9 protein-coding genes are annotated in these 13,580 nt (G+C 70.3%); 6 read left to right on the top strand and 3 right to left on the bottom strand.

Going from position 1 to position 13,580, the window contains the following annotated elements; translation table 11 throughout:
- The first annotated feature begins 265 nt into the window (after window positions 1-265).
- Window positions 266-1,618: an esterase-like activity of phytase family protein gene (locus tag ACF062_RS18295; RefSeq protein WP_392140231.1), complete on the top strand. Its 1,353-nt coding sequence runs from the start codon at window positions 266-268 to the stop codon at window positions 1,616-1,618.
- 184 nt (window positions 1,619-1,802) lie between these two features.
- On the opposite strand, the gene xylA is transcribed toward ACF062_RS18295, so the two are convergent.
- The gene (gene xylA / locus ACF062_RS18290) at window positions 1,803-2,969 is read right to left on the bottom strand and encodes a xylose isomerase (protein WP_392139274.1); all 1,167 of its coding nucleotides are present in this window, start codon (window positions 2,967-2,969) and stop codon (window positions 1,803-1,805) included.
- A gap of 123 nt (window positions 2,970-3,092) precedes the next feature.
- Here xylA and xylB point away from each other — a divergent pair, with 123 nt between their 5' ends.
- The 5 genes from xylB to ACF062_RS18265 all read left to right on the top strand — a co-directional run bounded on the left by xylB (window position 3,093) and on the right by ACF062_RS18265 (window position 9,820).
- Window positions 3,093-4,547: a xylulokinase gene (xylB, locus tag ACF062_RS18285; RefSeq protein WP_392139273.1), complete on the top strand. Its 1,455-nt coding sequence runs from the start codon at window positions 3,093-3,095 to the stop codon at window positions 4,545-4,547.
- Between the two features lie 14 nt (window positions 4,548-4,561).
- Window positions 4,562-5,770, top strand: a complete 1,209-nt coding sequence (locus ACF062_RS18280) for an ROK family protein (protein WP_392139271.1) — start codon at window positions 4,562-4,564, stop codon at window positions 5,768-5,770.
- Between the two features lie 308 nt (window positions 5,771-6,078).
- The gene (locus ACF062_RS18275; protein WP_392139269.1) at window positions 6,079-6,681 is read left to right on the top strand and encodes an N-acetylmuramoyl-L-alanine amidase; all 603 of its coding nucleotides are present in this window, start codon (window positions 6,079-6,081) and stop codon (window positions 6,679-6,681) included.
- 118 nt (window positions 6,682-6,799) lie between these two features.
- The gene (locus ACF062_RS18270) at window positions 6,800-8,077 is read left to right on the top strand and encodes a GAF domain-containing protein (protein ID WP_392139267.1); all 1,278 of its coding nucleotides are present in this window, start codon (window positions 6,800-6,802) and stop codon (window positions 8,075-8,077) included.
- 219 nt (window positions 8,078-8,296) lie between these two features.
- Window positions 8,297-9,820, top strand: a complete 1,524-nt coding sequence (locus ACF062_RS18265; protein WP_392139265.1) for an aldehyde dehydrogenase family protein — start codon at window positions 8,297-8,299, stop codon at window positions 9,818-9,820.
- Between the two features lie 57 nt (window positions 9,821-9,877).
- On the opposite strand, the gene ACF062_RS18260 is transcribed toward ACF062_RS18265, so the two are convergent.
- Both ACF062_RS18260 and ACF062_RS18255 read right to left on the bottom strand, forming a co-directional pair.
- A complete protein-coding gene (locus ACF062_RS18260) occupies window positions 9,878-10,537 on the bottom strand; it encodes a sigma-70 family RNA polymerase sigma factor (RefSeq protein WP_392139263.1) in 660 nt (219 codons plus the stop codon).
- Window positions 10,538-10,744: 207 nt separating this feature from the next.
- Complete coding sequence (locus ACF062_RS18255; RefSeq protein ID WP_392139261.1) at window positions 10,745-13,519, bottom strand: AAA family ATPase; 2,775 nt, start codon at window positions 13,517-13,519, stop codon at window positions 10,745-10,747.
- Window positions 13,520-13,580: the final 61 nt, after the last annotated feature.

The raw sequence follows: 13,580 nt of genomic DNA, 5'->3' as shown, positions 1-13,580 counted from the left end.
CATGCGCCGCTCACCGGCATGTTCGCGCCGGACGCCCGTGCGCCGGGCACACCGGCAGCGGCGTGCGGTGTTCTTGGAGAGCATGCGCCGCTCACCGGCATGTTCGCGCCGGACGCCCGTGCGCCGGCCACACCGGCAGCGCCTCCTGCATCTCGCAGGAGGCGCCGTCGGCGCGTCTCATGTCGTTCATCTGACAGCTTCTTCCTGTTCTCGGCAGCGGCGAAGTCTGGCCGCTGTGACCGAACTCGTGCCCCAGAAGGCCCCGATGTCCCCGCACGCCGCCCGCAGGCGTCGCGTCCGCCGCTCCGTAGCCATCGGCATTCCGCTCGCCGTCGTGGCCGGGCTGGCGGTTGCCGGCACCGCGACCGGCAGTCAGGCGAGCGGGAGCCACAAACAGGCGCGTATCACCGCAGCGGCCGCCCTGGGAGACATCCCTCTCGGCGTTTTCAGCAACGCCCTGCTGCCGGGGACGGTGCGCAACGACCGGGGAGTGGATCTCGGCGGCATCGGCAGTGACCTCTACCCGGCCCACCGCAAGGGCGAGTTCTGGACGGTCACGGACCGGGGGCCCAACGGCCAGATCAAGGTGGACGGCAAGAAGCGCCGCACCTTCCCGGTCCCCCGTTTCGACCCGGCCATCGTCAAGATCCGGGTCTCCGGGGACAAGGTGAAGGTCGTCTCCGCCCTGCCTCTCACGACGTCCTCAGGGAGGCCCGTCACGGGCCTGCCCAACCAGGAAGGACGCGATGAGGCGCCGTACTCCTATGACGCGAGAACCCCGGTCACGTACGACGCGAACGGGCTGGACACCGAGGGCATCGTGCGGGCCGCCGATGGCAGCTTCTGGCTGGTCGATGAGTACGGGCCCTCCCTGATCCATGTCTCCGCGCGCGGGAAGGTACTCAAGCGCTACGTCCCGCAGGGGCTGAAGCTGCGTGGTGCCGACTATCCGGTGGTCGAGGCGCTGCCCGGCGTTCTGCTGCACCGCAAGGCGAACCGCGGCTTCGAAGGGCTCGCCCAGCTTCCCGGGGGCGAACTGGTGATGGCCGTGCAGAGTCCCCTGTCCTTGCCCGACGAGGACGCGGGCGAAGCGTCGCGCACGGCGCGATTGCTGCGCTTCTCGCCGAAGAAGCAGGCGGTCACCGCCGAGTACGCCTACCGGTTCGACGCGGTGGACGTCGTCGATCCCGGAGAGGACGACACCTCGGAGTTGAAGATCTCCTCCGTGGTGGCCATCGGCGGCGACCGGCTGCTCGTACAGGAGCGCACCGACAAGGCCGCCAGGCTTCAGGCCGTCGCACTGAACCGCCGGGCCGACATCCTCGGCAGCAAGTGGGACAAGGCCACCACACGGCCCTCCTTGGAGCAGCTCGACGACCCCGCGGCCTCCGGGGTGCCCGTCCTCGCCAAGCGTCTTGTCGTCGACCTGGGCGCTGTCAACGGCATACCCGACAAGATCGAAGGCGTCGCCGCAGTCGACGGTCGCACGCTGGCCCTCATCAATGACAACGACTTCGGGATGAGGGACGGGGCGGAAGCATTCGATAAGAACGGGCGGCTGGTGGACAGCGGCGTCGAGACCACCGTGACGTACGTGCGGCTGCCCCGGAAGCGCTGACGCAGCGCACACGGAGGGGCCGTGGGTGCGGTTCGGCCTGCTACGGGTGTGATGACTCCGACGGCCACGCGGACCGCGAGCAGCACGAACATCCCGCTGCGTCGCCCTGAGGGCCCCTCCTGGCCGCGTGGACGGCGGCCGCCCCCCGGCCTCCGGGAGGCGGCCCGTTCCGGCCGCAGAACGCTCAGCCGCGCGCGCCCAGGAGATGGTCCATGGCGAGCTGGTCGAGGCGCTCGAAGGCCATGCCGCGCGCGGCGGCCGCCTCCACGTCGAAGGCGTCGTAGGCGCTCCGGTCAGCGAGGAGTCCGTTGAGACCGTCCTCGGCCGTGGGGAGCGCCAGTTCGTCGAGGCGCGAGGCGCTCAGCGCTTCGCGCACCTCGGGGTCGGCGCGGAAAGCGGCCGCCCGCTCCCGCAGGATCAGGTAATTGCGCATGCAGCCGGCGGCCGATGCCCACACCCCCTCGTAGTCCTCCGTGCGGGGCGGCTTGAAGTCGAAGTGCCGCGGGCCCTCGTAACCGCCCCTCTCCAGGAGGTCGACCAGCCAGAAGGCGCTGCGCAGGTCACCGGCGCCGAACCGCAGGTCCTGGTCGTACTTGATGCCGGTCTGGCCGTTGAGGTCGATGTGGAAGAGCTTGTCCGCCCACAGCGCCTGCGCGATGGAATGCGGGAAGTTCAGCCCCGCCATCTGTTCGTGGCCCACTTCGGGATTGACGCCGAACAGCTCGGGCTTCTCCAGGCGCTCGATGAAGGCCAGGGCGTGGCCAACGGTCGGCAGCAGGATGTCGCCTCGCGGCTCGTTCGGCTTCGGCTCGATCGCGAACCGCAGGTCGTAGCCCTGGGAGGTGACGTACTCGGCTAGGAGGTCAAAGGCCTCCTTCATCCGATCGAGCGCATCGCGCACATCCTTCGCGGCACCGGATTCCGCTCCCTCCCTGCCACCCCACGCCACGTAGGTGCGCGCGCCCAACTCCACCGCCAGGTCGATGTTGCGGATCGTCTTGCGCAGCGCGTAGCGACGTACGTCGCGGTCGTTGGCGGTGAACGCGCCGTCCTTGAAGACGGGGTGCGTGAAGAGGTTCGTGGTCGCCATCGGTACGACCAGGCCTGTCGCGTCCAGCGCCTGCCGGAACCGCTTGATGTGGCCTTCGCGCTCCGTGTCGGACGCCCCGAAGGGGATCAGGTCGTCGTCGTGGAAGGTCACTCCGTAGGCACCCAGTTCGGCGAGGTGACGTACCGAGTCTGCGGGGTCGAGTGCGCCTCGGGTGGCGTCGCCGAACGGGTCGCGGCCCTGCCAGCCTACGGTCCACAGGCCGAAGCTGAACTTGTCCTCAGGGGTGGGCTGGTAGTTCATGTGCGACTCCCTCACCTATTTCGTCATGGCGCTTTACAAATTAGTATCCGAGGGCGCCGCTGGGAAGGTCGGGGAGGAAACTCCGGGGCACACCCGGGGAGAGCCGCAGGAACGGAGACCCATATGTCATCAGCGCCATCAGCCCAGGGACCCCTTGTCGTCGGCGTGGACACTTCCACGCAGTCCACCAAGGCCTTGGTCGTCGACGCGGCTACCGGGCAGGTCGTGGCAAGCGGCCAGGCGCCGCATCGGGTCACCACGGGCGAGGGACGCGAGAGCGACCCCCAGGAGTGGTGGGAAGCGCTCTGCGCGGCGCTGCGGCAGTGCGGTCCTCTCGCGCGGGAGGCCTCCGCGGTGTCAGTGGGCGGTCAGCAGCACGGGCTGGTCACGCTGGGCAAGGACGGCAAGCCGGTGCGGCCGGCGCTCCTGTGGAACGACGTGCGTTCCGCCCCGCAGGCCCGGAGCCTCCTGGAGAGGCTCGGAGGCCCCAAGGAGTGGGCCGATCGGGTCGGCAGTGTGCCGGGGCCCTCCTTCACCGTGACGAAGTGGGCCTGGCTCGCCGAGCACGAGCCCGACGCCGCGCGCGCGACTGCCGCAGTTCGTCTGCCCCACGACTACCTCACGGAACGCCTCACGGGGCTCGGCACGACCGATCGTGGTGACGTCTCGGGGACCGGATGGTGGGCGTCGGCATCGGAGACGTACGACGAGGAGATCCTCGGCATGGTCGGCCTCGACCCGGCGCTGCTGCCCCGCGTGGCACGCCCCGGCGAAGTCGTCGGCACCGTGCGAGGCGGCGCTGAACTGCCCTTTTCCAAAGGCACGCTGGTCGCCCCGGGCACCGGCGACAACGCGGCGGCCGCCATGGGGCTCGGGCTGCGCCCCGGCACTCCGGTGCTGAGCCTGGGCACCTCGGGCACGGTGTACGCGGTCTCGGAGCGCCGCCCCGCGGATCCGACCGGCACGGTGGCGGGCTTCGCCGACGCACGAGGCGCATGGCTGCCGCTGGCGTGCACCCTCAACTGCACGCTGGCCGTCGACCGGGTGGCGACGCTCCTGCGCCTGGACCGTGAGGAAGTGGCCCCGGGCGGCACGGTCACGCTCCTGCCGTACCTGGACGGCGAGCGGACGCCGGACCTCCCCCACGCCACCGGGATGCTGCACGGCCTGCGGCACGACACGACGCCCGGACAGTTGTTGCAGGCCGCGTACGACGGGGCCGTGCACTCTCTGCTCGGCGCTCTCGACCTCGTCCTGGACACCGACGCCGACAGGTCGTCCCCGCTGCTGCTGATCGGGGGCGGAGCGCGTGGCGCGGCCTGGCAGCACACCGTACGTCGTCTCTCCGGCCGCGCCGTCCAGGTGCCCCAGGCCCAGGAACTGGTCGCGCTCGGTGCCGCCGCGCAGGCGGCGGGCATCCTGACCGGCGAGGACCCGAGCGCCATCGCACGGCGCTGGGGCACGGCCCAGGGGCCGGTGCTCGACCCGGTGGAGAGGGACGAGGCGACGCTGTCGCGGATCTCCGGGGTACTCTCCGACGCGGCGCCGCTCATGGACAGGGCGCCCCATGGGGAGTGAGGGCTGACCGAGGCATGACCGCACCGCTGCACGACAGGCGCCCGGGAACATCGGGTGCGCGGCTGCCCGACACCCAGCACGGGATGCGCCGCCGCAACCTCTCCCGGGTGATGCACGCCGTCGCCGCGCACGGCCCGCTGTCCCGTGCGGCGGTGGCCTCCAGGATCGGGCTGACACGAGCCGCCGTCTCCACCCTCGTGGACGAATTGATCCGCTCCGGGCTTCTGGACGAGCTCGGCCCGGAGCGCCCCGGACGGGTGGGGCGCCCCGGGTCCGCCCTCGCGGTCAGCGCGCGCGGCCCGGTGGGCATCGGCGCCGAGATCGGCGTCGACCATCTCGCCGTCTGCGCGGTCGACCTGCGAGGAGAGACCCGTGCGCGTGCCGTCCGCCGGGTCGGCAACCGTGGGCGGTCGCCCGAGCCGGTGCTTCGGGAACTCGCCGCCCTGGTGCGGCGGGTCTGCGATGACGCCCGTGGGGCGGGCATGACCCCGGCAGGTCTCGCGGTGGCCGTGCCGGGCCTCGTAGCCAGGGGCACCCGCACGCTCGTGCGTGCGCCCAACCTCGGCTGGCACGACCTCGACCTCGAACCGCTGCTCCTCTCCGGGCTGCCGCTGACGGTGGACAACGAGGCCAACTTCGGCGCGCTCGCCGAGCTGTGGCTCGGCGACGGCATACCGGAGGACTTCCTCCACGTCTCGGCGGAGATCGGCATCGGCGCCGCGCTCGTCGTCGACGGCCGACTGCTGCGCGGGACACGGGGCTTCGCGGGAGAGCTGGGGCACATACCGGTGCGTGCCGAAGGGCCGCCCTGTCCCTGCGGGGGCCGTGGCTGTCTCGAGCAGTACGCGGGAGAGGTGGCGGTCCTCCGAGCGGCGGGGCTGGAGCCCGGCGAGGACCGGCTCGGACTCCTTGCCGAGCGGGCTGCCGCGGGCGACAAGGCGGTACGCCGGGCCCTGCGCGGCGCGGGCACTGCCATGGGCATCGCGCTCACCGGGGCCGTCAATCTCCTGGATCCCGAGGCCGTGGTGCTCGGCGGGGCGCTGTCCCGCCTGGCGCCCTGGCTGCTGCCGTCGCTGGAGCGGGAGTTGACGGGCCGGACTGGGGGCCGGGCCTGCGGGGTCACCGTATCGGGGCTCGGGCCGGACGGGCCCTTGCTGGGCGCGGCGCACTCGGTGGTGCGGGCCGTCCTGGATGATCCGGTGGGAGTCGGCGCGGCGGGGTAGGCGGGTGCGGGCGACGCCACGCCGAGACCGGCGAGTTCACGCGAGCCGCGTGCCGCGTTGCCCGGCGGAATACCGCAGGGCCGGCGCGCCGGGCGGGCCGAAGTGAGGCCTTTTCAACCCCTCCTCTCCCCCGTTCGAGTGACCGAGATTTCCACAATCACGCCGCCGTACACAGATCCGAGCCGCGCCCTTCCGCCCCAACCAGGCGGCGCCGTAACGTAATTCACACGAGGCGTCATCGGGCTGCGGCCCTCCCCAATGCAGCGCGCCAGTCCAGCCATTCCCCTCCACCGAGAGGCAGGTCAGCCATGGATGGAACGAGACGTTTCCCGAGTCGGCGCCGACTGCTCCAAGGCGCGGTCGCCGCCGCCGTTCCGGCGGGGCTCGTGACCGCGAACCGCGCGACCGCCGCCCAGGCCCAGGCGGTCGACTACCCCTTGGCCGAGTGGATCCCGGCCAGCACTTCCAACTACACGGCCGCCAACCGTCCCAGCACCTATCCCATCGACTACGTGATCATCCACGTCACCCAGGAGACCTACGCGGACACGCTCGCCATCTTCCAGAACCCGGCGAGGAAGGTCTCGTCCCACTACGTGGTGCGTTCCAGGGACGGCCACATCGCCCAGTGTGTCCGTGACCGCAACGTCGGGTGGCACGCGGGGAATTGGACCTACAACACGCGCAGCATCGGCATCGAGCACGAAGGGTGGGTCGACAAGCCGCAGTACTTCACCAACGCGATGTACGAGCAGTCCGCAGCGCTGACAGCGGCGATCTGCTCGAAGTACGGCATCCCCATGGACCGTGAACACATCATCGGGCACCACCAGGTCCCCGGCTCGGACCATACGGACCCCGGCCCGTACTGGGACTGGTCGCGCTACATACGCCTCGTCAACTTCGCCTGAGACACGGCTACAACCGCAGCGGCCCAAGGCAGGGGTTTTCGCCCGTCGCGGCACGCTTGTCGGTCACCGTTCCTGGCGCGACGATGACACCACCGCACCGCCGTACCGGGAGGCCGAGTTGACCGATCCATGGGTGGCTCTTGAGCCGGGAGCAGATCCCACCGAGCGGGTGCGGGTACTGCGCCGGGCGCACGAGAGGTTCACCGCCGCCGGGACGGTGTCGCGCCCGGTGCGTCCGGTCGTCGCCGACTCATGGCGGAGATCGGCCAGGGCCCGCGTCAGCCCGGAGGGCGTCGGGGCTTCGGTGGAGCTGGCCGACGGCGACCTGCGGGCGTACCGGGCGGAGCATCCACTGGCGCGGGTGATGCCCCTGTTCCGGGAGTTGATGGGCACCTTCGCGACAGACGGGGAGCACCTTCTCGCCGTGTGTGACGCGCAGGGCAGGCTGTTGTGGGTCGAGGGTCACGCGACGGCGCGACAGCGCGCGGGGCTGATGAACTTCGTACCGGGTGCACGGTGGGCGGAGTCCTCCGTGGGGACCAACGCCCCGGGGACGGCGGTCGCCGTGGACCGGCCCGTTCAGGTCTTCGCCACCGAGCACTTCATGCGGGGCGTACAACCGTGGACGTGTGCGGCGGCGCCGGTGCACGATCCGCGTACCGGGAGGCTCATCGGGGCGGTCGACATCACGGGCGGGGATGGGCTCGCGCACCCGCACAGCCTCGCCTTCGTCCAGGCGGTGGCGAGGGCCGCGGAGTCCCAGCTCGCGTTGCTCGCGCCGCCGGCAGGGGGCGGGGAGACAGTGGAGATATCGGCGCTGGGCAGGGACGAAGCGCTGCTTGTGGTGGGCGGACGCAAGGTGCGGCTCAGTCGTAGGCACAGCGAGATCGTCGTGTTGCTCGCCCGTCACCCGGAGGGGCTGAGCGGGGACGAATTGCTGTATGCGCTGTACGAGGACGAGTCGGTGCCGCAGGTGACGTTGCGGGCGGAGTTGGCTCGGCTCAGGCGTGTGCTCGGGGCGGAGTTGCTGCGGTCGCGTCCGTACCGCTTGGCGGCGCCTGTCGAGTGCGATGTCGACATGGTCGAGCGTCGGCTGACGGCCGGTGCGGTGGCGGGGGCAGCCGCCGCGTACGCCGGTCCGCTGTTGCCGCAGTCTCAGGCGCCCGCGCTGGCGCGACTGCGCCATAGGCTCGCCGATCAGTTGCGGGCGGCGCTGGTCGATCGCGGCGACGCCGACCTGCTGGCGGACTGGGCGCATGCCCCCTGGGGCGAGGACGACCTGGTGGTGTGGCGGGCGCTGGCCGAGCTGCGCCCCACGCCTCCCGTTCTGGCGCGCCTGAGCGCACTCGACAGCGAGCTGGCCGTGGCCGGGCAAGGCTCCGAGCAACGGTACTGAGGCAGGCTCCGGCAACCGACCCCGGGGGGAACTCCCGCGACCGTGCCCGGGGGGGAACTCCCACGACCGTGCTGCGGGAGGCTTCCGCGACCGTGCTGCGGGAGGCTTCCGCGACCATGCTGCGGGAGGCTTCCGCAACGTACATGCAACGTCCGTGGTCCTAGCCTCCGGGTGAGAGCTGCCCGACGGTGGGCAGCCTTCCCCGGGAGGCCAGCCAAAATGACCCGTTACGCAGCGCCTGGCACCGAGGGCGCGATCGTCGATTTCCAGTCGCGCTACGACCACTTCATCGGCGGCGAGTACGTGGCTCCCGCGCGTGGGCAGTATTTCGAGAACCCGAGCCCGGTCAACGGGCAGACCTTCACCGAGATCGCCCGGGGCACCGCCGAGGACGTCGAGCGTGCCCTCGACGCGGCGCACGCGGCCGCGCCCGCCTGGGGCCGGGCGTCCGTCGCCGAGCGGGCGGACGTCCTGCGGAAGATCGCCGACCGGATGGAGGCCAACCTCGAACAGCTCGCGGTGGCCGAGAGCTGGGAGAACGGCAAGCCGATCCGCGAGACGCTGGCGGCGGACATTCCTCTCGCCATCGACCACTTCCGCTACTTCGCCGGAGTCATCCGCGCGCAGGAGGGGTCGCTGAGCGAACTCGACGAGGACACCATCGCGTACCACTTCCATGAGCCGCTCGGCGTCGTCGCGCAGATCATCCCGTGGAACTTCCCGATCCTCATGGCGACATGGAAGCTGGCACCGGCGCTGGCCGCCGGAAACGCGGTCGTTCTGAAGCCCGCCGAGCAGACGCCTGCCTCCATCCACTACTGGATGAGCCTGGTCGCCGACCTGCTGCCGCCCGGCGTGGTCAACATCGTCAATGGTTTCGGTGTCGAGGCCGGCAAGCCGTTGGCGTCGAGTCCGCGCGTCGCGAAGGTCGCGTTCACCGGGGAGACCACCACGGGCCGGCTGATCATGCAGTACGCCTCGGAGAACATCAAGCCGGTGACGTTGGAGTTGGGCGGCAAGTCGCCGAACATCTTCTTCGACGACGTGTGGGCCGCCAACGACGACTTCCGCGACAAGGCGCTCGAAGGCTTCACGATGTTCGCGCTCAATCAGGGTGAGGTCTGCACCTGCCCCTCACGGGCGCTGGTGCAGCGCGGCCACTACAGCGATTTCCTCGAAGCGGCGATCGCCCGCACCGAGCAGATCAAGGCGGGGCATCCGCTCGACACCGACACCATGATCGGCGCGCAGGCCTCCAACGACCAGTTGGAGAAGATCCTTTCCTACCTGGACATCGGTCAGCAGGAGGGCGCCAAGGTCCTGACAGGTGGGCAGCGCATCGAGTACGACGGGGAGTTGGCGGGCGGCTACTACGTCCAGCCGACCATCTTCGAGGGCGACAACCGCATGCGGATCTTCCAGGAGGAGATCTTCGGCCCGGTCGTCTCGGTCGCGTCGTTCAACGACTTCGATGACGCCATCAAGATCGCGAACGACACGCTGTACGGGCTGGGGGCCGGGGTCTGGACGCGGGACCTCAACACCGCGTACCGGGCGGGCCGTGCTATCCAGGCGGGCCGTGTGTGGACGAACTGCTACCACGCGTATCCGGCACACGCGGCGTTCGGCGGTTACAAGCAGTCTGGCATCGGTCGCGAGACGCACAAGATGATGCTGGAGCACTACCAGCAGACGAAAAACATTCTGACTTCATACAGCCCCAAAAAACTTGGGTTCTTCTAGAGCCGGAAGTCGGTTGCCTGGAGGCACCGATGCGCTCCAGGCAACCTGACACGATGATTACCCTCCGTTACCCGCAAGGCGCATCACGTCAACGTCCGGCCGCCAAGTGGTCCCCGTCGGCTCCGGGGCCAGGAGCGATTCCAAGGAGGCGACGTCTCCGGTCCTGGCGGCCGTGACGAAGACTTCCAGCAGTTGCCGGTGCTCCACCGCGTCCGCGGTCTTGCGCTGCTCGTCCGCGAGATGCCTGCGGGCCCGACTCGCGATCTTGCGGACGTTGACGATGCTGAGGTGCAGCATGTCGCCGATGTCAGCGTAGGTGTATTCGAAGGCCTCGCGCAGGATGTACACGGCTCGCTCCGTGGGCGTCAGCTTCTCCATGACCAGGAGCAGTGCGAGCTCCAGCTCTTCCGCCTGCTGCACGTCGGCCTCGGGGTCGCTGCTGGTGTCGATGGGTTCGGGCAGCCAGGGGCCGATGTAGGTCTGTCGGCGGGAGCGGGCGGATTGGGCCACGTTGATGGCCAGCCGGGTGGTGGCGCGCGACAGGAAGGCCACGGGGCTGACCACTACCGAGCGGTCGGTGCTCTGCCAGCGCAGCCACACATCCTGGACCACGTCCTCGGCCTCCACCACGCTCCCAAGCATCCGGTACGCGATGCCGAAGAGGCGTGGCCGCAGCCCCTCGAAGACGGACACGGCCTCATCCAGAGTGCTTTCCACGGAAGACGGCTGGGGATCTGTACGGGATTCCGACACGTTCAGGGACACGGTCACCACGGCTCCGATTCACACACGGCATCCGTCGATGCCTCTGTGAACACGCTCCCGCCGGAACCCCCGCCGTGACGCCCCGGGAAGTGCATGGTCTGCCCCCTGGTGCCCCGCCCGGGGCACCAGGGGGCATCCCGTAGGTGCTCGCATCAGGCCTCAAGCCGTGACGGCTGTCCCTTCACGAAAGGCGCCGCTGAGCTGCTTGCGGGACGCGACGCCGAGCTTCGCGTACACCTTGCGCAGATGCCATTCCACCGTGTGCGGGCTGATGAACAACTGGGCCCCGATCTCGGGATTCGTCATCCCGCCACCGGCCAGTCGCGCGATCTGCGCCTCCTGAGCGGTGAGCGCGGTACGCGACTCGGCCGTCCGCTTGGGCGCTGTCGCGCCGGTGGCACGCAGTTCGCGCCAGGCACGCTCCGCGAATCCCTCGACGCCGATCCGGCTCAGGGCCTCGTAGGCGATGCCCAGTTGCTCCCGGGCGTCGACGCGGCGGTTCTCCCGGCGCAGCCATTCACCGTAGAGCAGGTGCGAGCGGGCGTACGTGATCTGAACGTCGGTACGGCCCAGGCGTTCGATCGCCTCCCGGTAGAGGGCCTCGGCGGCCGGTCCCTCGTTCACCTGGGCACCGACCATGGCCGAGGTGCCAAGGGCCCAGTCGGTACCGCTGGCCTGTGCCATGTCGGCGAGTTGGCGTGCTGCTTCGGCGGCACGGGCGGGCCTGCCGCTGCGAGCGGCGGCCTCGACGAGTTCGACCATCGACCTGATCGCGAGGCCCAGCTGCTGGAGGTTCTGCGCCCCCCGCTCGGCCGCGGCACAGGCTTCCTCGTAGCGGCCGAGTCCGTTGTAGAGCACCGCCTTCGCCCACTCGCTCGAACTGAGCATGTTGCCCGGTCCTCCCTGGTGGATATCCGCGTCCCGGGTCATGGCGTCGATCGCCTTGAGCATCTCGGCTTCCCGGCCTTTCCACGGCTCGGTCACCATGGACACATAGTGGGCGAGGTAGCGGCTTCCGGTGGCCTCGCCGATCGCCTGCGCCTCCGCGATCAGTGTGTCCGCGTAGTCGAGTTCCCCGGCCAGTACGCGGTTCGACACCAGCTGCAGGAGGGCCGACGGGAGCACCGACAGCGCCCCCGTCTCGCGGGCCAGCTCGACCAGTCGCGTAGAGAACACCGTGTTGCTGTCGAAGTCCCAGACGTTGAAAGCCATGCGGGCAGCGAGCGGGAACCAGCCGAGACCGTCCTCCCTGGAGACCTGTTCGGTGCACAGGGCTTCCAGTGACCGCAGCACCATGGGCGCCCCCGCCCGGAATCCGTCAACCGTCATCACTGCGAGGCCCCGCAGGAGCAGGTCGTTGCGTTGCGGCGGCGGCCCGGGCGGTGCGGCGAGCGCAGCCCGGGCGATGTCCTGCAGCTGCACGCCGCTCGGCAGTCGATCGATGATGAGCGCGGCGTTCAGCGCGTCGCGATAGGTCTGCTGGGCCAGTCCCGCGTCGAGCGGCTCCAGCCGCTTGGCCGCCCTCACGAGCATCGGCAGGGCACTGCTGGCGCTCTTGGAGGCGAACACGATCTGACCACGCAGCAGTTCCACCTGGGCGAGTTGGTGTTCATCGATGGGGCTGAGGGACGCGGCGTCCAGCAGCTCGCTCGCGGTGTCGTACCCGCCGGCCTGGTATTTGGCGCGGGCTGCCGCCAGTGCCCTGGCACCGCGTACGGCCGGGTCGGGGGTGAGCTCGGCCGCGCGCTCCAAGAACGCGGCCGCCGCCGCGACCCCGCCTCGGGCCTGCGCGCGACCGGCAGAGCGTTCCAGCTCCGCGGCCACCGTCTCGTCAGGCCTGGCGGCGGCGTTGGCGAGATGCCAGGCCCGACGGTCGGGGTCCACGTCCGGGTCGGTCGCGTCGGCCAGGGCCCGGTGCACCTGCTGCCGAGCCTCGGCGGTCGCGATGCGATAGGCCGCCGAGCGCACCACGGGGTGCCGGAACCGCACCCGGGTCCCGATGGTGATCAGTCCGGCCGCTTCGGCCGACGATGCGGCGGACTCCTCGACTCCCAGCAGGGCGGCCGCTTTGGCCAGCAAGGTCACGTCCCCTACCGGCTCGGCCGCAGCGATGAGCAGGAGTTGCTGCGTCTCGTGCGACAGGGCTCGGACCCGGCGCAGGAAGCTCTGCTCGATCTGGCTGGCCAGTGGCCGCGCATCGGGGCGTCCGAAGCCGCCCGCCAACTCCGCGGGGGTCAGCCCGCGCGGCAGCTCGAGCAGAGCCAGTGGGTTGCCCTGTGTTTCGGCGACGATGCGATTGCGGACTCGTTCGTCGAGCCGGCCCGGGATCACGGAGTTCAGCAGGGCGCGGGCATCACTGTCGCTCAACCGCCCCACCTCGAGCTGTGGCAGCCCTGCGAACTCGGATTCGAGTGAGGGCTCGCGCACGGCGAGAACCAGTCCGATCCTCTCGGCCAGCAGACGCCGTGCGACGAAAGCCAGGGTCTGCGCGGAGACCTTGTCCAGCCACTGGGCGTCATCGACCAGGCAGATCAGCGGTGCCTGCTCGGCGGCGTCGGCGAGCAGGCTGAGCACGGCAAGGCCGACGAGGAAGCGGTCCGGCGGTGTCCCCGCGGTAAGACCGAACGCCGTGCCCAGCGCGTCGCGTTGCGGAGCCGGGAGGCTGCCGAGCCGGTCCAGGAACGGGGCGCACAGCTGGTGCAGGCCTCCGAAAGCCAGCTCCATCTCCGACTCGATGCCGGCCGCCCTGGCGATCCGGCAGCCGTCCGCGCCGACGCGTACGTGGTCGAGCAGCGCGGTCTTCCCGATACCCACCTCGCCGCGCACGACCAGGACCGAGCTGTGACCTGCCTGTACCGTCGCCACGAACTGGTCCAGCGTCTCGCATTCGGCCTGGCGCCCGCGCAGGTGCGCCCCGGGCCTTCCGCTTGCCATGGGAACCGCCTCGTCGATTGTTCTGTCCATTGACTGCCGATTTCCGGATGGCAAAGGTTGC

The sequence above is a fragment of the Streptomyces sp. NPDC015345 genome (genome assembly GCF_043078805.1).
GTDB lineage: Bacteria > Actinomycetota > Actinomycetes > Streptomycetales > Streptomycetaceae > Streptomyces.
The sequence above is the reverse complement of the archived record's forward strand: the minus strand, read 5'-3'. Positions and strand labels throughout refer to the sequence as shown.

Coding starts and splice junctions, on each gene's coding strand:
- ACF062_RS18295 (WP_392140231.1), top strand. CDS start 266: ATGTCCCCGCACGCCGCCCGCAGGCGTCGCGTCCGCCGCTCCGTAGCC.
- xylA (WP_392139274.1), bottom strand. CDS start 2,969: ATGAACTACCAGCCCACCCCTGAGGACAAGTTCAGCTTCGGCCTGTGG.
- xylB (WP_392139273.1), top strand. CDS start 3,093: ATGTCATCAGCGCCATCAGCCCAGGGACCCCTTGTCGTCGGCGTGGAC.
- ACF062_RS18280 (WP_392139271.1), top strand. CDS start 4,562: ATGACCGCACCGCTGCACGACAGGCGCCCGGGAACATCGGGTGCGCGG.
- ACF062_RS18275 (WP_392139269.1), top strand. CDS start 6,079: ATGGATGGAACGAGACGTTTCCCGAGTCGGCGCCGACTGCTCCAAGGC.
- ACF062_RS18265 (WP_392139265.1), top strand. CDS start 8,297: ATGACCCGTTACGCAGCGCCTGGCACCGAGGGCGCGATCGTCGATTTC.
- ACF062_RS18255 (WP_392139261.1), bottom strand. CDS start 13,519: ATGGCAAGCGGAAGGCCCGGGGCGCACCTGCGCGGGCGCCAGGCCGAA.